This window comes from Enterobacter cloacae complex sp. EB5 (genome assembly GCF_031432835.1).
In the GTDB taxonomy this organism is placed as follows: Bacteria; Pseudomonadota; Gammaproteobacteria; order Enterobacterales; family Enterobacteriaceae; genus Enterobacter; species Enterobacter hormaechei_C.
Window position 1 is genome coordinate 23742 of sequence record NZ_CP133864.1, and the last position, 16212, is coordinate 39953.

At 54.8% G+C, this 16212-nt stretch carries 28 protein-coding genes; 22 read left to right on the forward strand and 6 right to left on the reverse strand.

The annotated features are described in order from the left end of the window. Positions 1 to 2 precede the first annotated feature (2 nt). Genes RHN82_RS24125 through RHN82_RS24140 form a run of 4 tightly spaced genes read right to left on the reverse strand, consistent with a single transcriptional unit; the run spans position 3 to position 2424 of the window. Positions 3 to 221: a hypothetical protein gene (locus RHN82_RS24125; protein WP_004187411.1), complete on the reverse strand. Its 219-nt coding sequence runs from the start codon at positions 219 to 221 to the stop codon at positions 3 to 5. Between the two features lie 44 nt (positions 222 to 265). Beyond that, positions 266 to 949 (reverse strand): hypothetical protein, encoded by a 684-nt coding sequence (locus tag RHN82_RS24130; RefSeq protein ID WP_015059994.1) that lies wholly within the window; start codon positions 947 to 949, stop codon positions 266 to 268. Continuing rightward, positions 946 to 1218, reverse strand: a complete 273-nt coding sequence (locus RHN82_RS24135) for a helix-turn-helix transcriptional regulator (protein WP_015059995.1) — start codon at positions 1216 to 1218, stop codon at positions 946 to 948. The genes RHN82_RS24130 and RHN82_RS24135 overlap by 4 nt, the downstream gene beginning before the upstream one ends. Positions 1219 to 1236: 18 nt before the next feature. Beyond that, on the reverse strand, positions 1237 to 2424 hold the full coding sequence (locus RHN82_RS24140; protein ID WP_015059996.1) for a type II toxin-antitoxin system RelB/DinJ family antitoxin: 1188 nt from the start codon (positions 2422 to 2424) through the stop codon (positions 1237 to 1239). A gap of 526 nt (positions 2425 to 2950) precedes the next feature. Between RHN82_RS24140 and RHN82_RS24145 the strand changes: the two genes are divergently transcribed. Genes RHN82_RS24145 through RHN82_RS24155 form a run of 3 tightly spaced genes read left to right on the forward strand, consistent with a single transcriptional unit; the run spans position 2951 to position 4062 of the window. Further along, a complete protein-coding gene (locus RHN82_RS24145) occupies positions 2951 to 3295 on the forward strand; it encodes a hypothetical protein (protein ID WP_004187406.1) in 345 nt (114 codons plus the stop codon). Between the two features lie 24 nt (positions 3296 to 3319). Beyond that, the gene (locus RHN82_RS24150; RefSeq protein ID WP_004187405.1) at positions 3320 to 3478 is read left to right on the forward strand and encodes a hypothetical protein; all 159 of its coding nucleotides are present in this window, start codon (positions 3320 to 3322) and stop codon (positions 3476 to 3478) included. Beyond that, positions 3478 to 4062 (forward strand): hypothetical protein, encoded by a 585-nt coding sequence (locus RHN82_RS24155; RefSeq protein ID WP_015059997.1) that lies wholly within the window; start codon positions 3478 to 3480, stop codon positions 4060 to 4062. Before RHN82_RS24150 ends, RHN82_RS24155 begins: the two co-directional genes overlap by 1 nt. A 305-nt stretch (positions 4063 to 4367) precedes the next feature. Here RHN82_RS24155 and RHN82_RS24160 read toward each other — a convergent pair whose 3' ends face one another. Next, the gene (locus tag RHN82_RS24160; RefSeq protein ID WP_004187400.1) at positions 4368 to 4913 is read right to left on the reverse strand and encodes a hypothetical protein; all 546 of its coding nucleotides are present in this window, start codon (positions 4911 to 4913) and stop codon (positions 4368 to 4370) included. Between the two features lie 140 nt (positions 4914 to 5053). Here RHN82_RS24160 and RHN82_RS24165 point away from each other — a divergent pair, with 140 nt between their 5' ends. From RHN82_RS24165 to RHN82_RS24245, 17 genes are all read left to right on the forward strand, one after another. Then, positions 5054 to 5515 carry a hypothetical protein gene (locus RHN82_RS24165; RefSeq protein WP_004187397.1) on the forward strand — a complete coding sequence of 154 codons (462 nt, stop codon included), beginning with the start codon at positions 5054 to 5056 and terminating at the stop codon, positions 5513 to 5515. Beyond that, positions 5512 to 5760, forward strand: a complete 249-nt coding sequence (locus RHN82_RS24170; protein WP_004187394.1) for a helix-turn-helix transcriptional regulator — start codon at positions 5512 to 5514, stop codon at positions 5758 to 5760. The genes RHN82_RS24165 and RHN82_RS24170 overlap by 4 nt, the downstream gene beginning before the upstream one ends. Next, positions 5753 to 6340, forward strand: coding sequence for a restriction endonuclease (locus RHN82_RS24175; protein WP_004187392.1), 588 nt, complete (start codon positions 5753 to 5755; stop codon positions 6338 to 6340). Before RHN82_RS24170 ends, RHN82_RS24175 begins: the two co-directional genes overlap by 8 nt. Continuing rightward, the gene (locus tag RHN82_RS24180) at positions 6337 to 6822 is read left to right on the forward strand and encodes a hypothetical protein (protein WP_004187390.1); all 486 of its coding nucleotides are present in this window, start codon (positions 6337 to 6339) and stop codon (positions 6820 to 6822) included. The genes RHN82_RS24175 and RHN82_RS24180 overlap by 4 nt, the downstream gene beginning before the upstream one ends. Then, the gene (locus RHN82_RS24185; protein WP_004187387.1) at positions 6819 to 7067 is read left to right on the forward strand and encodes a hypothetical protein; all 249 of its coding nucleotides are present in this window, start codon (positions 6819 to 6821) and stop codon (positions 7065 to 7067) included. The genes RHN82_RS24180 and RHN82_RS24185 overlap by 4 nt, the downstream gene beginning before the upstream one ends. 18 nt (positions 7068 to 7085) lie before the next feature. Continuing rightward, positions 7086 to 7826 carry a tyrosine-type recombinase/integrase gene (locus tag RHN82_RS24190; RefSeq protein ID WP_004187383.1) on the forward strand — a complete coding sequence of 247 codons (741 nt, stop codon included), beginning with the start codon at positions 7086 to 7088 and terminating at the stop codon, positions 7824 to 7826. Between the two features lie 240 nt (positions 7827 to 8066). Then, complete coding sequence (locus RHN82_RS24195) at positions 8067 to 9041, forward strand: plasmid segregation protein ParM (RefSeq protein ID WP_004187382.1); 975 nt, start codon at positions 8067 to 8069, stop codon at positions 9039 to 9041. 2 nt (positions 9042 to 9043) lie between these two features. Further along, complete coding sequence (locus RHN82_RS24200) at positions 9044 to 9487, forward strand: plasmid partitioning/stability family protein (protein ID WP_004187380.1); 444 nt, start codon at positions 9044 to 9046, stop codon at positions 9485 to 9487. A 9-nt stretch (positions 9488 to 9496) separates the two neighbouring features. Next, entirely contained in the window at positions 9497 to 10060 is a 564-nt protein-coding gene (locus RHN82_RS24205; RefSeq protein WP_019725065.1) for a phospholipase D family protein, read from the forward strand. Positions 10061 to 10438: 378 nt separating this feature from the next. Then, on the forward strand, positions 10439 to 10684 hold the full coding sequence (locus RHN82_RS24210; protein ID WP_019725064.1) for a hypothetical protein: 246 nt from the start codon (positions 10439 to 10441) through the stop codon (positions 10682 to 10684). Continuing rightward, complete coding sequence (locus RHN82_RS24215; RefSeq protein WP_004187375.1) at positions 10677 to 11156, forward strand: hypothetical protein; 480 nt, start codon at positions 10677 to 10679, stop codon at positions 11154 to 11156. Before RHN82_RS24210 ends, RHN82_RS24215 begins: the two co-directional genes overlap by 8 nt. A 28-nt stretch (positions 11157 to 11184) precedes the next feature. Further along, a complete protein-coding gene (locus RHN82_RS24220) occupies positions 11185 to 11595 on the forward strand; it encodes a hypothetical protein (RefSeq protein ID WP_004206907.1) in 411 nt (136 codons plus the stop codon). Positions 11596 to 11712: 117 nt separating this feature from the next. Continuing rightward, entirely contained in the window at positions 11713 to 11976 is a 264-nt protein-coding gene (locus tag RHN82_RS24225; protein ID WP_004187372.1) for a hypothetical protein, read from the forward strand. Between the two features lie 21 nt (positions 11977 to 11997). Beyond that, positions 11998 to 12360, forward strand: a complete 363-nt coding sequence (locus RHN82_RS24230) for a DUF3085 domain-containing protein (RefSeq protein ID WP_004187371.1) — start codon at positions 11998 to 12000, stop codon at positions 12358 to 12360. A gap of 121 nt (positions 12361 to 12481) precedes the next feature. Next, positions 12482 to 12931 (forward strand): RadC family protein, encoded by a 450-nt coding sequence (locus tag RHN82_RS24235; protein WP_004187369.1) that lies wholly within the window; start codon positions 12482 to 12484, stop codon positions 12929 to 12931. Positions 12932 to 12975: 44 nt separating this feature from the next. Beyond that, positions 12976 to 13242 (forward strand): DNA-binding transcriptional regulator, encoded by a 267-nt coding sequence (locus RHN82_RS24240; protein WP_004187367.1) that lies wholly within the window; start codon positions 12976 to 12978, stop codon positions 13240 to 13242. A 63-nt stretch (positions 13243 to 13305) separates the two neighbouring features. After that, a complete protein-coding gene (locus RHN82_RS24245; protein ID WP_019725063.1) occupies positions 13306 to 13629 on the forward strand; it encodes a DGQHR domain-containing protein in 324 nt (107 codons plus the stop codon). On the opposite strand, the gene RHN82_RS24250 is transcribed toward RHN82_RS24245, so the two are convergent. Beyond that, positions 13623 to 14320 (reverse strand): IS1-like element IS1B family transposase gene (locus RHN82_RS24250; RefSeq protein ID WP_095033700.1). Its coding sequence is split into 2 segments (ribosomal slippage): positions 13623 to 14071 and positions 14071 to 14320, totalling 699 coding nucleotides; the frame shifts between segments, so codons are not numbered across the junction. The two genes, RHN82_RS24245 and RHN82_RS24250, sit on opposite strands and share 7 nt — an antisense overlap. A gap of 73 nt (positions 14321 to 14393) precedes the next feature. Here RHN82_RS24250 and RHN82_RS24255 point away from each other — a divergent pair. Beyond that, positions 14394 to 15365, forward strand: coding sequence for a DGQHR domain-containing protein (locus RHN82_RS24255; RefSeq protein ID WP_019725165.1), 972 nt, complete (start codon positions 14394 to 14396; stop codon positions 15363 to 15365). A 607-nt stretch (positions 15366 to 15972) separates the two neighbouring features. Beyond that, positions 15973 to 16152: a hypothetical protein gene (locus RHN82_RS24260; RefSeq protein WP_004187364.1), complete on the forward strand. Its 180-nt coding sequence runs from the start codon at positions 15973 to 15975 to the stop codon at positions 16150 to 16152. Positions 16153 to 16212: the final 60 nt, after the last annotated feature.

Sequence of the window (16212 nt, forward strand, 5' to 3'; positions counted from 1 at the left end):
GGTCAGAGTCCTTTTTTGATGTTTCGTGAAATGTACCAGGCTTCTTTTGCCTGAGCTACAGCCCAGATCCAGACGAGAGTTGACACAATGCACAGCCCCGTCATGTTCCAGAAATGACCTGTCGTATATTCATGGCTATGAAGCAGGAGGCCGGCGCCGGCCGCCAGGCTCATGACCAGGAAAAGGACGGCTGCGCCGGCGTGATAAATGATGCTGAACATGTAAAACCCCCTTCTGGCGACGGTAGCGCCAGTCTCTGTCTGTATTAAATGGTTGCCGCCTGCCGGGCGTCTGCCTGCATCATGGCGTCAATCAGGGCGCCGGCGCAGGCAATATTCAGGCACGTCATGTTCGATTTCAGGGTCGCCATCATGTCCGCGCGGCTTCTTTTAAGAAACGGCTGCAGCGGACCACGATAGCCCTGTGAGGTCACGATAATCAGCTGAGCGGCCGCATCATGCAGTGCCGGCACGCCGGCCAGAATATCCTGCTCAGCCGCGCTGATATACACGGGTGAACCGGCGATCACAAAGCGATCGTCCGGGCAGCGTTGCATCAGCTCAGCCAGGGAGGCGCAGCGGCCCGCCAGCGGGGGGCGTGCCGTCAGTGAGCCCCAGACGGTCGCCGGCGCGAAGGGCATGGCGTGAAACGTTGCCTCATACGCGACCGCCGGATCGGTATGGTGGCGCAGCCCCAGACCGGCCGACATGGCCCACAGCTCGATGCCCGGCCACCGCGCCGCGATACCGCGGGCACGCAGCCAGTGTGCGCCCCGGTAAAGCTCTCCCGTTTCCAGCACCCTGCCAGGACGGCGGGCGGCCTGGGCGATCAGCCTGTACCAGCCGTCAAAGGCGTCATCAAGGGAAGTGTCGCCCGGAAAAACGGTATCCTCCACGCTGCCCGCCTTGCGCCGGGTACAGGTGGTGATGAGGTGAAGACGTTTGTTCATTCAGGGCCTCCCGGCTCTGGTGCGTCTGTGCCTGCCGCGCGCGGTTCGCCGGGCCGCCGGGCACGCATATCGGGCAGACCCCGGCAGGCATCGTTCCAGTGCGTGCCCCGATCGGGGTTATTGGCCAGCTTACTGATCCAGGTTTCTGACACATTCCAGCGGCGGGCCAGATCCTTCTGCTTCCAGCCTTTCGCCCTGAGCAGTGCCCGCCACTCCTGCGGGGAAAGTGGCGCCGCCGTGATGCCGTCCGCATAACAGGTCGTTTTCATCGCGTGAGGCTCCCGGCCCTAATCCTGCCCCGGCCGTGCCGGCTGGATTTGACGCAGTATTGTTGTTGCCTGCCATCCCGTAAACCCGAAGGTATCGGCCAGTTCGCCGGGCAGTGACGCGGCCAGGCGCGGCAGTTCGTCCGGGGATTCATTGTGAAAGACAAAACAGACCCCCTCATCCCTGATGCGCGACATCAACATCGCAATAAGCCGGTGCAGCCCCTCATGGCTGGCGTGTTCAGTGACCTTTTCAGTAAACCGCCGGGGATTGCTGCAGCTGATGCCCCGGTCGGCCAGGAACGCCAGAAAGCGCTGCAGGAAACCGGGGAGATCCCTGGCGGCCAGGGCGGGTTTCAGCACCGCTTCTGCCTGGGCCTGTGTGAAGCCAAACGCCGCCGCCAGCTCAGGGGAAAAGTCCGGCGTGTCAGCGCTGGCCTCAAAAATGACGCCATCGTTTATGGCCTGCTGCATGTCCGGGGGCATATTCCCGATCATATTTTCACGCACGCCCCATGCACGGCCGGCGCTTTCGGTCAGTCTCTGCGGATCGCTGCAGCTGACGCCCCGCTCCGCCAGGAACGTCAGGAAACGCTGCAGGACGGCGGCGCCGGACCCGGTGCTTTTTCCGCTCCGCCAGGCCGTATTATTTCGACTGACGATGGCAGGATCGACATGTTCGCTGTCTACGATGCTGTTAATGAACGTCACTGACTGTTCTTCGCTGAAATCAAAGTCGCGCTGTAACAGGGACAGCAGCCTGTCATGCCAGTCATCTTTCACGCGACTGGCGGCATTAACCATGAACGTGACGTTCAGTACACCGGCCAGTAAACAGGCAGCCTGGTCGGCCACATACAGGCTGAAGTACTCCAGTACCGCCTGTTCAAATGCAGCGGGATCGCAGCAGACCACTTCCACAGCTCCCAGCGACTGCAGAAACCGCCGGGTGTTTTCGGTCACAGCGTCGGCGGGATTGAGGGCGATGGCGCGGCCGCGCTGTGACTGGATGTCAAATGTGACGATACGCTCCGTGACGGGCATCCGGCCGTGATCGGCGATGAAGCGGTAAAGCTGCTCCACCGCTTCCGTGGCGGTCATCCCCATTGCCTCCAGACGCAGTTCGGCGCGTTTCTTCAGCTGCTCATCGAGACGCACGGTCAGCTGGGCGTTTTTGGCCCGCTTTTTACGTTCAAAAAAACCGGTCATGCTCCTTCCTTTTTGTACAGTCATCTGGCTTTACATAATGTACAGCCATTTGTACCGCACTTTTGCGCGCGGGACCACATTTTTTCGCCGTTGCGGTTTAGCGGTATTCTCCGCAGCGCCGCCACTTATCCACCGTTTCTGTGGATAACGCTATATGTAGTGGCTCCGTCAGCCGGAAACGGCACAAGATATGGTGTCCGCGCCGGCAGCCGCGCGACCGTTCCCCTGCCTTCCTCTCCCTGTTGATTTCGTTTTTTCCGGTATTTACGTTTTTTCCGCAATGGCGGCACCGGCCAAAAGGTATTTTCCGGTGGTTGCGGGCGTAAAAGTCACAGGGTGAAAAGATAAGGGCGCAAATCATCCGGCGGGGTAAATCGTGCGGTCGTCACGCAGCGTGATGATTACCGGTGTGTTGCTTTATTAAATTAGCTTTTAGTGCTAAATCTAAATATTTATAATATACGAATGAAACCTAATTTATTAGAGTGTGGTTATTCAGTAAACAACGGCAAGCGGAGTGAATGGTATGGAATATGAAGCGTACAAGGTTCGCGGCTACGGCTTCGGACTGAAGAAAGAGATCACCGGCGTGCTGGGTCGTTACCCCACGCAGGAAGAGGCGCAGAAGGTCGCGGACGACTACACGCAGGCCTGCCTGCCGGATAACCTGCCGGACAGCTACGATATGGGCATGGTCCGGCCGGTCGCTGCCGGCGAACCTGCCGCCCTCGATACGGACGTTTTTCGCGGTCCGGGCGCGCCGTTCATGATGGATGCCGGCCAGCTAAGCACAGGTCAAACCGTATGCCTGGGCAAAGCGGCGGATGGAAAACGGTTTTATGTCGGCGGGGAGCATTCCGGTGGCCAGTGAACAATGTTTAACAGAGAGGGGGTTATGATGCGTCAGGGGGTGATTTCTGCCGTTATATATTTACTGCTGGCAATGCTGGTCATGATCTACATGCCGGAGGGTTACTCCGCGATTAGCTGGGCCATAGGCGCGGTTGTGGTTGTGACGCTGATTTATATTCGTGCCCGTAAAGGAGAGGATTGATGGCCACCAAGCATATTAATGACGAGCTCTGGCATCGTATTGAAGTTCTGACCGTCCGGGCAAATGCCAGGCAAAACCTGATCCGCCCGGTCAAAGAAGCGGACGTGCTTCATCTGGTTCTGCAGCGTGGCCTGGAGCTGCTTACAGACGACGATCTGCTGCAGCTGGGCAAGTACCGCCGGCCCATAGGATTTGTGCTGCGTCGGCCGGGCATGGAGATGCTGAAGCTGGACACACTGAGTATGGCTGACGCTGCTACTATCCTCATGCGCAGCGGACCGGCAACGCTGTGCATCTGGAGTCGTGACGATATCCTGCGGCAGGCCAGTGAAGCGGTGATCCGCGAACGGCTACCGGAAATGGCCCTGCTGTCGGAGGGGGATGACCGGGCCCGGTTCCAGACGCTGCTGCCTGGCGTCTGGAATGCCGCGAACCGGGGCGAAACGGCCGTGATTTCCCTGCGTGCTGACAATGCGGATCTCGCTATTGCACGCATCACTGACCTGATGTGCGAATCCCTGCTGGGTTATAAGGGGCAGCGGGCATACCGGGCAGGTGAAAACGAACAGGGAGAAGAGTCATGAACATGCGAGGCATTCTTTTTGTACTACTTCTGGGAGGTCCGGAGCAAAAACGTGCAGCAGCTGGACAGTCGTGCTGAGCTGACCGGAGATGAGATCAGTGCAATTCAGAAACTGGCCGCGGACAGTTCTCGGACCGACATTTGATGAAATGAATAAGGATATACAAAAGGAGCCCAACTGGTGAGGAAGGGCTCCTTTTAATTACTAGACGTTTTTACTACTTAACTTTCTGTCGGAGTAAACGGAAAATTAATTTGTTAATCACTGTCAGTATAAGTACCCGATAAACGTGGTGCAACTCCGTATCAGAAATTACCGCCAGTGCTTGAATCCAGCGCCCTGAACAGGGCTTCATGAGCGGCATCCAGAAGGCGTCCAGGCAGAAGGACATCATTCACGCGGTAACTCTGACCGTTCTGTGTGGTCACGGTGAGGTAATATTGATCGTCAAACTGCCTATCGGCACCGATATGCACAATGTTGGACGTGTCGATCCAGCACAGGTTTGTGCCTTCCACAGGATGAAGAGGTTTGATTCGGCCTTTCAGCCATTTCTGCGGGCGTCCCGGCCAGGATTTAATGGTAATGCCGTGCTTATAGTCGCGGGTTCTGGCCACAAAGGCCGCTACTTTATCTTCATCCATCTCTTTTGCTGAGGTGTTCTCCTTGAAGTAGTACGGATTGAGGTTGTATTGCAGCTCTTCAAATAGCTTCATATACGTCACCTGATCATCCAGGCTTTCCCCCTGATTTTTCAGGCTGCTGCCCCAAACTTCTTCCAGATTGGCTTTCAGCGCCAGCGTGACCGCCTCAAATTCTTCCTGATGTTTATCGTAGTAGTTGATATCCATCGCGTCTCCTGTTGTGTTTATGGCGAATTTGCGGAAATAATATACATAAAAAATGTTCAAATATGAACATTTTCAGGCTATAAATACAGGCAGATTATAACAGGCCAGTCCACCAGGATTCGGCCAGGAGCTGAGTACGCATGATAAAGAAACCACTTATTGCCGGCATCATGCTGGTTGTGGCGCACACCGCCGGCGCTGCGCAGGTTGATGATACCAATCTGCAGCAGATTTATACCGAGGCGGGCATTCAGGGTATATGCAGCGCCGGGATGCTGGCTGTGCCGGAAGGGGCCAGAGATGAAGTTGTCCCGCAGAACGTCAGACACCTCCTGGTTCAGTGTGCCTATTTCGACGAGCAGCAGTTGCGCCGGCGTGCCGGCCTTCCGGCTCAGACATTTAGCCACTGGCGTGACCGCAATGCGGTCCTTAATCTGTCGTCTGACCAGGTATCTGATGCGCTCTGGCTGTCAGCGTGGCGTGATTTCCGGGCACAACTGGCCTCGGCCTACCCGGCCCCGGCGGAAAAAAAGGCACAGGGGAAAGAGGCCGTACCCGCCGGCACGAAGCCCGGCACTGAGCATGGGAGTGCGGCGGATTGACCGGCTTTGACTTGATCCTGTGGCGACGGGGCCTGAACTGGACCCAGGAACGCGCCGCGGCTGAGCTCGGTATCAGCCGTACCAGCCTGGTAAAATATGAGGACGGTGAGACAGTACCCCGGACCATACAACTTGCCACCGTCGCGCTGACGCTGAAAGCGGAATGGCCCACCCTGAAAACCATGAGCAAAGACAGGCTGCTGCGGCAGCTGAAGTATGAAGTGCTGAGGATCGATAATGAATGAGTCCATCCATGTTGTCGGCTCTTTTATCCTTGCGGGTATCCTGCTGTATGGCCTCTGGCAGGGTACACGGCGACGCCGGCGCCGGCACGAACGGAAACAGGCCAGCGCGGTACGTGTGATCGATAAAATTAATACGTTTCCGCATTTCGGGCAGAAAATTGCCTATCTGCGCAAGATTGACCCGTTTGTGTTCGAAGAGCTGCTGCTTGAAGGCTTTGAACGCCGGGGCTTTGAAGTGATCCGTAACCGCCGGTATACCGGTGACGGCGGGATTGATGGCCGTGTGAAGATTGATGGCCAGACCTGGCTTATCCAGGCCAAACGCTATACCAGCTATATTGCCGTTGGCCACGTCCGTGACTTCAGCGACCTGCTGAACGCCACCGGTGCCCGCGGTTTTTTCTGCCATACCGGCAAAACGCGCGAAGGCACCAAATCGCTCATTCGCGGAGACAGCCGCATGATCCTGGTCAGTGGCCAGAAGCTGCTAGACCTTATTGCCACCGATGCGCCGTTTATCCCGTATCCGGGATACCGGCCACCGACCGAAATGGTTCATCCTGAACAGGAGACAACATGAAATTCAAAGGATACGTCGCCGCCCTGCCGGCACTGCTGCTGACAGGGTGCGCCATGCTCCCCGGACAGCCCACCGATTATGACCGCTTCTGTAACGTCTCAGGCATCGCCAGCCACGGCGAAACCTACCGTGTCAGTGACAGCCAGGATTTCTGGTTAACCCCGAACGGCCGCTATCTCAGCCAGGCTGAGTACAGCAGTCCGGCAGATACGCTTCAGAAACTGACGGGCGTGGTCAGTGGTGAAGATCCTGACCAGGTGCGGAAGAACGCCGTCAGGGTAAGGGTGTTCCGCGTCGAGAGTGAAAACAGCCATAAAGGTGCGTGCCTGCCTGTGCGTTATGACGATAATGGCGCACAGCGTAAAATGGATTCACTGACTAACGGCCGCCGTATGGTGGTATTCAGTGAAGATGAAGGTCAGTCTGGTCAGCAGATTTACAACAAAAGTCGTGGTACAGGATTCAGTTACAGGTTGTTATGAGTGGATTGAAAGGCCGCCGAATCAGCGCGGATATGTTTGCTATGATGTTAAAAGTATCTGCCGGGCAGCTGGTTTTTGCAGCCCGGCATGACAAGCCTTTACGCGGACTGACCCTACCCCCTTACAGAATCGAAGGCGGGAAAAGCTGGAGCTCGACCGCCTCCACCCGCAGTATGACGTTTGATATGCAGGATGCGGTCGAATTCAGCGAGAAATTTCATAAAATTCAGTCGCCTGACGGCTGATTAGCGGATTTTAAAAAATTGAACACTTTCCCCCTGCAAATTTCCCAGAATTCACGTAGCGACGCCATCGGGACCGGGCGCGTGACATATGCCTACTTCGATTATGCCGATGCGCTGGCGCTGCGGGAGATGGCCAGCCAGGCTGATTTACCCAAATACCTGCTGGCCCCGGAGGTGTCGGTGTTTCTGCGGTATGTGCCAGACCTGCGCCAGCAGGTCCTTTTCGATACCCTCTGGAACACGGGCGCGCGTATTAATGAGGCGCTGGCGCTGACCGGCGCCAGCTTTCAGCTTGACGGTTCCCGGCCGTTTGTCCGGCTGAAGACGCTTAAACAGCGTCAGCGTGGCCGCGGCAGGCCGGGCAAGGATGAAGAGGTGTTCCGTCTTGTTCCTCTGACCGATCCTCAATATGTCAGGAAGGTGCGTGAATTTCTGACCACCCTGCGTATTGGTAAACAGCAGCTGCTCTGGCCGGTGCAGAGTGATAACACGCCGCGTAACTGGATCAGGAAGGCACTGGACCTCGCAAAACGTGACTCTGTCACTTTTAGTATCCCTGTTACCTGCCACACGTTCCGTCACAGCTTCTGTATGCACCTGATCCAGCATGGGGTTCCGCTGAAAGTTGTACAGGCTTATGCCGGGCATTCCCGGCTGGAAACCACAGAAACCTACACGCGCGTGTTTGCGCTCGATGTTGGTCGTCAGTATGGCGTCCGATTCAGCCTGCCAGACAGTCATTTAACGCTCCCGGAATAATCTGTATCCCTCCCTGATATTTCCGTATAAATCTAAATAAATCCCTTTTCTTTCTATGTCAGACCGTTTTCAGGACGGTCTGACCGTCTTTTGTTGATTTTTATTCGGTATTTTTCTGTATTTTTCTATATTGGTGCATCTTTTTGTCTTTACACGTCAGCAGAGATGCGTAATAATCCATTTGAAAGCTGTATTTTTCCTGATTTCTACGGTTTTTTTCTAAATAATGTGAGGTTCAAAATGCGTATTTTTGTTGATGACGGTTCCACCAACATCAAACTGGCCTGGATGGAAGAAGGCGCAGTGAAAACGTTGATCAGTCCGAACAGCTTCAAGCCCGAATGGTCCATGACATTGCTGACAGATTCATCGGTGCCGGCTTCCGCCAACTATGAAATTGACGGGGAAAAGTACAGCTTTGACCAGCTGAGCCCGGATGCCGTGCGCACCACGGAAACACGCTATCAGTACAGTGATGTGAATGTCGTCGCTATCCACCATGCCCTGATGCAGTCTGGCATTGAACCGCAGCCGGTTGATGTTGTGGTGACGCTGCCGCTGGGCGAGTACCTGGATGAAAACGATCAGCCTAATATGGCCAACATCGAGCGGAAAAAAGCGAACGTGAAGCGCGCGGTGGCCGTTCAGGGGCGTGAGAGCTTTACCGTGCGTAAAGTCAGCGTACTGCCAGAGTCGGTCCCTGCAGGCTTCAGTGTGCTGAAGGATCTGGACGATCTGGACTCCCTGCTGATTGTGGATATCGGTGGAACCACGCTGGATATCGCGCACGTTCGCAGCAAAATGTCCGGATTCACCAAGACGCATTGCGATCCTAAAACCGGCGTATCCATCATCACCGAAGCCGTAAAACATGCACTGGATACCAGTGTGAGCACCCGTACCAGTTCGTATTTTGCCGACCGTCTGATCCAGGCGCGAAATGACGAAACGTTTCTTTCCCGTTACCTCCAGAATGCTGACCAGCGGGCCCAGGTGATGAAGGTACTGCATGAGCGGGAAAAAGCCCTGACGCACCGTGTCACCGATTCAGTTGGCCGCTTTGCCGGCTTCACGCACGTCATGGTTGTCGGTGGCGGTGCCAGCCTGGTCGCCGGCGCAGTGAAGCAGGCCACGGGGGTGAGTGACGATCGTTTCTTCGTCAGTGATAACCCGCAATTCGATCTGGTTCTGGGTATGGTGGCAATGAAGGGCTGAGTATGACTGATAACCGTAAGTGCTCGTTTTATATCTACCCGGAGCGCAATGCGGCGGACCGGGTAGCCGACGGCTTTCTTGAGAAACTGCCTCAGAAAGAGCGTGGCCGCGCGATGCGCGCCATGATGCTCTGTGGTGCCGCGTTGATGAAGCAGGACGAACGCCTGCCGTTCCTGATCGCTGAATTCCTGACGGAGAGCACCACGATGCAGGATATTCAGCGGATCATCAGCAGTACGCTGCCGCAGCAGGATACAGGAGAAATGGCGCGTCTGGTTGAGGCGTTTCTGCAGGCCACCGGCGGTGGCAGCAATACGGTGTCGCCGGCAGGCGGCGCTGCGCCGGAAAACAGTCCCGCCGTGGCTCCCGAACCGGCAGCACCGGAGGATAAGAATCTGGAAGAAACCCGTAAGAACGTCCAGCATCTGTTCCCGGATGATGATTAAGGGGGCTGCGTGAAAAAATATGTGCTGTTAACCCTGACCCTCATCGCCGGCGCCGTGGCAGCAAACCCGGTAACAGCGGCCGGCAATATTGCCGGCGATGTCCAGGCGCAAGCTGCGACTGAAGTGAAAACCGGGTTTTCACCCGGCGGGACCGCATTAAATCTGGTTCTGGATTCAATCGACCACGCGCAGCATGAGATTCTGGTTGCCGCGTACAGCCTGACCAGTCGTCCTGTTGCCGGCGCGTTGCGTGCCGCAAAAAAACGGGGCGTATCGGTGGTGGTGGTGGCCGATCGCAAAGCGAACGACAACCGGTACACCGAAGTGAACTTTCTGGCCAATAACCGCGTGGCGGTGCGGATCAACGATAACTACGAGGCCATGCATGATAAATTCATGGTCTTTGACCGCCGCGCCGTATTGACCGGCTCGTTTAACTTCAGCGCCAGCGCAGACAGTCGTAATGCGGAAAATGTGGTGCTGATCAGCGGCGCGCCTGCAGTAACTGAAGCCTACGTGAACGAGTTTTCCCGTTTATGGGACGAAGGAAAGGACGTGGCTCCACGGTACTGACCTACAGCAGCGGCAGAAACTCTGCCGCCTGATTTTTAACTTGATTTATATGGCTCATTCGTCGTATTATCAAGGCTCATTTTTCGGTAGCGCCCCGACTGGCGAAGGAGTAAAACCATGCAATCATTCCCCCTGTTCGTTTCCCGTGTCGTTCCTGTGATCACCCTGAGCCATTGTCTGCGGCAGCGGCGCTGGTCCCTGCACAACACGCCATGCCAGATTGACCTGAGATCAGGTTGTCACCTGCGCTCACAGCCTTTCGGCACGCTATCCAGACGGGAAATAAGCGACCGGCCACCGGCTATGCCCCGCGGTTACTGGTTCAGGCAATGCAGCCGGGATGTCATGTTTACGGGGCGCATCGATCAGGCAGATCCTATGAAACAGGTCTATTACAACGAAGGCTGGAGCGGTCCGAACAAGTATACGTTTGAAGTTTATCAGCTGGAGAACGGGAGTTACCGGGCGCTGGCCCGCAAATGGAATGGCAAAATCAACAAGGTGCAGCAGGAAACGCAGTACCTGTCTGACACGCGGGAGGGGCTGAAGCACCAGGACTATCCCCGCACGCGCCAGGTGAAAATTTTTCTGAATTCAGACTTCTGGGAGAAGGGTAATGATTAAGATGGTTAGCGTCGTTCCGCAGCCGGAAACAGTGAAGACGCTCCGGGAAAAAATGGGCATGACTGAAACCGCATTAGGGGCTGTCATGGGGTACGAACTGCGCGCCTGGCAGCGTAAGGAAGCTATCAGCGACGATCTCAGCCAGTACAACAAGACCAGTCTTCGCCCAGGCGAATATAACATGCTGATGCTGATCGCCGGCGTGCATCCTGATTACCGCCTGAACAGGGCATTCAGTCCTGATGATATGGTCAAAGATCCCGCCACGGCCGAAGACGTTCGCCGCCTGCGTCTGGCGCTGGGGCTGAAGCACGCTGAAATTGCAGCGCTGTTTGGCTATAAACCGGCGTCATGGCAGACCAAAGAAAAGGCTGCTCAGCGCGGCGTAAAGCTCAAGACCGGGGAATTCAATTTCCTGTTACTTCTGGCCGGTGAGCATCCGTCACTGCAGCTGGTTGAGAAGGCGAAATAAGGCCCGCGGCGACCAGAGAGGACCCTTTATGATCACCACACGCCGAATGTTAATGCTGTATGCCTGCCTTGTGCCCGTAGCCCTGACAGGGTGTGATCTGGCTGATTATTTCCCGAATGTGCCACAGCCCGTGCCCGTGATTTCGCCCGGCTATCAGGTTGATATCGATGGCCACCCGGTCCGAATATCAGGATTTGATGACTGTCCGCGGGAAAAAGATGAAGCCCGGCACGCAGCTGCACAAGATGAGAAAGGCTGCATTGTGCTGTCTGCAGAGCGTTCCGAGGTGAAGGTCAGACTGTATCAGCCAGCCGGCGCCGTCACCGAAACCTGGCGGATCATCCGGGAAAAAGACGCTCGCCAGAACGATATTATTCGCCTGCAGCGCCCGAACGGTGCGCTTGTGATGCAAAATTTACAGGGGAAAGAGTCTCCTTAAACCAGGGAAATAACAAAATTAACTTGATTTATATGGCTCATTAGACGTATAATAATTACATCGAAAGGCAATCCGGTCTTTCGACGGTAGCGCCCCGACCGGCGCAGGAGTCACCTTATGACTGCTCTCAATTCTCAGCAACAGGCTGATGTTGCCCGCTATATCCGGGAACATGGCAATAAAACCGTTATTTCCCCTGAATGGTCACTTATTTATTTCTCGCTGTGTCAGTGTGAATTACATCAATCGCATGAAGCCATTATTTTTCATAATGGCCGACCTGCAGGGCTATTTATTCTGAATGAAACAGGCGAGCTCACCGAATTATATCTGCTGGGGTCGCTTTCTGACATTCTCACCGCCGCTGCGGTCAACAAATAGCTTTCAGGGAGTAAATACACTATGACCATGCAATCAGAACTTGTTTTTACTGATCCTATGCTCAACGTCGTTATTGCTGAAGTTAAGCGTTTTAATTGCCCGCTTCTTTTTGTCAAAGATCATGGCGTGTATGTGATGGCGGCGAAAGGTGAGAAAAACAGTAATGGGATGCACAATGTCTGTTACGCCAATGGTTTTAATCCGGATACAACGGATTTTGACGAGCTCTGGGACCGGATGCGTGATGCCTGTGGCGGAGATGATTTTTGCGAATCCCTGGAGCTCGATCCGAGGTCGATTGAACTTCTCAGCCGTACCAAACCCTGCCTGAAAATTATGCTTTCAGAGACGGAACTGGAAGTTATTGCAGGGGGACAGAAATAGACCATAAAAGCCCGTTAAATCGGGCTTTTTTATATTTCACTGTATTTACATCTAGGACAAAATGTCCTATTATATATTTGTGGCCGGGCATGGTGCTCAGGTCCCCTAACGAGGGAAATATATGAAATTTTCAGCAGAAGAACTCAACATTATCCGCCAGGCGGACGCCATTATTGCCGGTAAAATTACCACAACGGATTTTATCACCGGCGCCGACGCCGCGCGTTCCTTACTGCGGTTTCGTCTTGCTGCAGAACCACGCGAATCATTCTGCGCGTTCTTTCTTAACTGCCACAACGGCGTGATTGCGTTTGAAGAACTGTTTAAGGGAACTATCAGCAGCGTCACCGTTCATCCGCGTATCGTCCTGCAACGCGCCCTGCATCATAATGCCGCCGCCGTGGTACTGGCGCATAACCATCCTTCCGCTAACACTACACCCAGCCAGGCTGACAAGCTGATCACCGAGCGTCTGGCGCAGGTGCTGGGGATGGTTGATGTCAAAGTCCTCGATCACCTGATTGTGGGCGGCAGCGATATTTACTCTTTTGCTGAACATGGTCTGATTTGATAACCGCGGCCGCACAGTGGTGCGGCCGGCTCTGGAGGCTTGCTATGGGCAATAAATATACCGTGCCGCTTAACGTGGGCGCGATCCGCGAAAGCTGTTTCCGTCCCGCTGATAAATGGACCCCGCCGACGGGGGATGAACTCCGCTATCTGCTGGAAAATGTGCTCAACCTGAGTCAGGAGGGACTGGCGCGACATGTCGGCGTGAACGGCAGAACGGTGCGCCGCTGGGTGAACGGAGAAAGTGACATCGCGTATTCCGTCTGGTGCGTCCTTTGCATCGATGCCGGCTTACCGCCGATCTGGAAATAGCAGCGCAAAACACCGACGCGCAAACGTGCTTCCTGAACGTATCGGATATACGAAGGAAATATTATGAATACTGATAACTATTTTTTCAGAGTCCCGGCCACACGCGGAATACAGGGCGGCATAGAACAATACATGCTGACGGTTCCTATGGTCGTGTTACGTCGTATTCTTGCAATGGACAATGATGGCGATGTTATGGATCGCAGCCAGCGAGAAGCGAACAAAACGCGGGCCAAAAAAATACGGAATTATGTTGCCGGCGCAACATCAAAACGAGCTCCCTATATTTTGCCGTCAATTACCGGAAATATTGATAGTCATGTTGAATTCCTTCCCAGCGAACTCTCGCCGGCAGTGGGGATTCTGGTAATGACTCCAACTTATTGATAGTGTTTTATGTTCAGATAATGCCCGATGACTTTGTCATGCAGCTCCACCGATTTTGAGAACGACAGCGACTTCCGTCCCAGCCGTGCCAGGTGCTGCCTCAGATTCAGGTTATGCCGCTCAATTCGCTGCGTATATCGCTTGCTGATTACGTGCAGCTTTCCCTTCAGGCGGGATTCATACAGCGGCCAGCCATCCGTCATCCATATCACCACGTCAAAGGGTGACAGCAGGCTCATAAGACGCCCCAGCGTCGCCATAGTGCGTTCACCGAATACGTGCGCAACAACCGTCTTCCGGAGCCTGTCATACGCGTAAAACAGCCAGCGCTGGCGCGATTTAGCCCCGACGTATCCCCACTGTTCGTCCATTTCCGCGCAGACGATGACGTCACTGCCCGGCTGTATGCGCGAGGTTACCGACTGCGGCCTGAGTTTTTTAAATGGCGGAAAATCGTGTTGAGGCCAACGCCCATAATGCGGGCGGTTGCCCGGCATCCAACGCCATTCATGGCCATATCAATGATTTTCTGGTGCGTACCGGGTTGAGAAGCGGTGTAAGTGAACTGCAGTTGCCATGTTTTACGGCAGTGAGAGCAGAGATAGCGCTGATGTCCGGCGGTGCTTTTGCCGTTACGCACCACCCCGTCAGTAGCTGAACAGGAGGGACAGCTGATAGAAACAGAAGCCACTGGAGCACCTCAAAAACACCATCATACACTAAATCAGTAAGTTGGCAGCATCACCGGGATTCTTAAAATTCCGATGGACGCTGATTTAAAATTATTCGATGGCCAGCACCGTGCGCTGGGTATTTTTGAATTTGTACGCGATTATTCCAATACGGAAGATACGATCAGCTTGTTGCTTACCGTTGGCCTGCCACTTGAGTTACGCCAGCAGTTTTTCGCTGATATTAATAACAACGCGAGCAAACCGGCAGCGGCGATCAGTATGGCATATAACAACAATGATCCGGTCAACCAGCTGGCAATGCATCTGGCCCGAACCGTCACCGGGCTGGCGGGCACAGTGGATTTTGAACACAACGTGGTCCCGGCGAAAAGCTCACGGCTGATCAGCTTTAAAGCACTGAACGATGCGACGAAAAAAATGCTCAACCTGCGGGCCAACAGCATTCCCTCGACGCAACAGCGTGATATGGCAGAAAAGCTCTGGACTGCCTGGGCACAGGCGATGCGCTGGAATGATATTGCCCAGGATGATATCGCTGCGGAGTACCGTCAGGAGGCGCTGGGACTGCATGGCATCATGATAAATGCGATCGGTATGGCAACGGCCAGGATGTTACGGCACAGAACACCTGAAAGCATCGAGAACCTTCTGGCCTGTGCGGAAAACGGAGACAACGGTTTTCATTATCGGGAGTCGTTTGTACCTGAGTGCTGGGAAGGGAAGTGTGTTGATCCGGAGACTGGCACCATTAAAACTGACCGGCGGGCGCTTGAAGCAACGGCTGAAGCGCTGCAAAAGCTGATAGACCCGTTCGCAGATGCGCTGTGGTTGCGTGCTTATCTGCCAGTTGAAGAGGCGAGTGATACGGCATTACTGAAATATGCTGCTGACATCGAGAGTTATAAGCAGCGCACAGCCGTGCCGATGATCAATATCGTGGAGAAGCTGAAGGCGCTGGGTGACGGCGAACCGCAGTTCAGAGCGTCGGTGCTGGCTTCCCGTGAGGGGCTAAGCCGCTATCTGGCCGGGGCTGAAGGCTGACGCGGTGGTTGCCGCCTGCAGGGCAATACGGGCATCGAACCCGTATTGCCCTGAAACGCGCTGAGCCGCTCTCTGGGCGCGCATTTAAAAAACCTGTACCCATCATCGTTTTTATGTCTTTGACGAGTCCTGCCCCCTATTCTGGCCTTTTCTGATGTGATCCCGCCCTGGTGTCTGCAAGTTAACTTAATTTTGACGCCCGCACAGCGTGTCTTCCCTGTTCATTTCTGCTCAGTTGCCGGCGTTTTCTGGCTGGCCTGTCGTACTAAAACACCTCTGGGCCCCTTCGGCTCCTGCCCGTCGGGCAGTCGTCAGCCACACTCCGCTAGCCAGGCAAAGCCTGGCAGCTCCGCCGAACCCCCTGCGGGGTTTCGGGCTATCGCTAGTGTCTGATGCCTGAACCCCTGCACCATGCCGGCAAAGCACCTTCATCGGGCTGATGGGGATCTGAAAAGCAAAATTTACAGGGAAAGGAGTTCAGGAAAAAACAAAGAAAATTAATCAGATAACGCTTGATTGTTATGGCTCATTAGACGTATAATGATCACATCGAAAGGCAATAAGGCTTTTCGCGGTAGCGCCCCGACTGGCGCAGGAGTAACAAATTATGAGTAAAGCACTGACCCCCTCCCAGCTTAAAGCTGAACTGGAAACGCAGAAAGATGCGCTGCTGAAGGCGTGCCTGTATGCCCTCAACGAAATCCCTAACCGTCGTTTAAGTGGCCCGTATGCGTCCACGTATGCGCTGGCCGAGCAGGTCAGTAAACTGCTTCAGCGCTGCAAATAATCATTGATGGGCTGGCATTGCCAGCCCTGTTCACCCCTTACGGTAGCGCCCCGCATGGCG

Bases quoted from the DNA above. Each gene is read 5' to 3' on its own strand.
- RHN82_RS24180 (WP_004187390.1), top strand. From the start codon at position 6,337: ATGAAATTCAAAGGATACGTCGCCGCCCTGCCGGCACTGCTGCTGACA.
- RHN82_RS24140 (WP_015059996.1), bottom strand. From the start codon at position 2,424: ATGACCGGTTTTTTTGAACGTAAAAAGCGGGCCAAAAACGCCCAGCTG.
- RHN82_RS24245 (WP_019725063.1), top strand. From the start codon at position 13,306: ATGAATACTGATAACTATTTTTTCAGAGTCCCGGCCACACGCGGAATA.
- RHN82_RS24210 (WP_019725064.1), top strand. From the start codon at position 10,439: ATGAAACAGGTCTATTACAACGAAGGCTGGAGCGGTCCGAACAAGTAT.
- RHN82_RS24230 (WP_004187371.1), top strand. From the start codon at position 11,998: ATGACCATGCAATCAGAACTTGTTTTTACTGATCCTATGCTCAACGTC.
- RHN82_RS24215 (WP_004187375.1), top strand. From the start codon at position 10,677: ATGATTAAGATGGTTAGCGTCGTTCCGCAGCCGGAAACAGTGAAGACG.
- RHN82_RS24165 (WP_004187397.1), top strand. From the start codon at position 5,054: ATGATAAAGAAACCACTTATTGCCGGCATCATGCTGGTTGTGGCGCAC.
- RHN82_RS24125 (WP_004187411.1), bottom strand. From the start codon at position 221: ATGTTCAGCATCATTTATCACGCCGGCGCAGCCGTCCTTTTCCTGGTC.
- RHN82_RS24185 (WP_004187387.1), top strand. From the start codon at position 6,819: ATGAGTGGATTGAAAGGCCGCCGAATCAGCGCGGATATGTTTGCTATG.
- RHN82_RS24200 (WP_004187380.1), top strand. From the start codon at position 9,044: ATGACTGATAACCGTAAGTGCTCGTTTTATATCTACCCGGAGCGCAAT.
- RHN82_RS24145 (WP_004187406.1), top strand. From the start codon at position 2,951: ATGGAATATGAAGCGTACAAGGTTCGCGGCTACGGCTTCGGACTGAAG.
- RHN82_RS24160 (WP_004187400.1), bottom strand. From the start codon at position 4,913: ATGGATATCAACTACTACGATAAACATCAGGAAGAATTTGAGGCGGTC.
- RHN82_RS24225 (WP_004187372.1), top strand. From the start codon at position 11,713: ATGACTGCTCTCAATTCTCAGCAACAGGCTGATGTTGCCCGCTATATC.
- RHN82_RS24240 (WP_004187367.1), top strand. From the start codon at position 12,976: ATGGGCAATAAATATACCGTGCCGCTTAACGTGGGCGCGATCCGCGAA.
- RHN82_RS24260 (WP_004187364.1), top strand. From the start codon at position 15,973: ATGAGTAAAGCACTGACCCCCTCCCAGCTTAAAGCTGAACTGGAAACG.
- RHN82_RS24235 (WP_004187369.1), top strand. From the start codon at position 12,482: ATGAAATTTTCAGCAGAAGAACTCAACATTATCCGCCAGGCGGACGCC.
- RHN82_RS24195 (WP_004187382.1), top strand. From the start codon at position 8,067: ATGCGTATTTTTGTTGATGACGGTTCCACCAACATCAAACTGGCCTGG.
- RHN82_RS24220 (WP_004206907.1), top strand. From the start codon at position 11,185: ATGATCACCACACGCCGAATGTTAATGCTGTATGCCTGCCTTGTGCCC.
- RHN82_RS24255 (WP_019725165.1), top strand. From the start codon at position 14,394: ATGGACGCTGATTTAAAATTATTCGATGGCCAGCACCGTGCGCTGGGT.
- RHN82_RS24150 (WP_004187405.1), top strand. From the start codon at position 3,320: ATGATGCGTCAGGGGGTGATTTCTGCCGTTATATATTTACTGCTGGCA.
- RHN82_RS24155 (WP_015059997.1), top strand. From the start codon at position 3,478: ATGGCCACCAAGCATATTAATGACGAGCTCTGGCATCGTATTGAAGTT.
- RHN82_RS24175 (WP_004187392.1), top strand. From the start codon at position 5,753: ATGAATGAGTCCATCCATGTTGTCGGCTCTTTTATCCTTGCGGGTATC.
- RHN82_RS24130 (WP_015059994.1), bottom strand. From the start codon at position 949: ATGAACAAACGTCTTCACCTCATCACCACCTGTACCCGGCGCAAGGCG.
- RHN82_RS24135 (WP_015059995.1), bottom strand. From the start codon at position 1,218: ATGAAAACGACCTGTTATGCGGACGGCATCACGGCGGCGCCACTTTCC.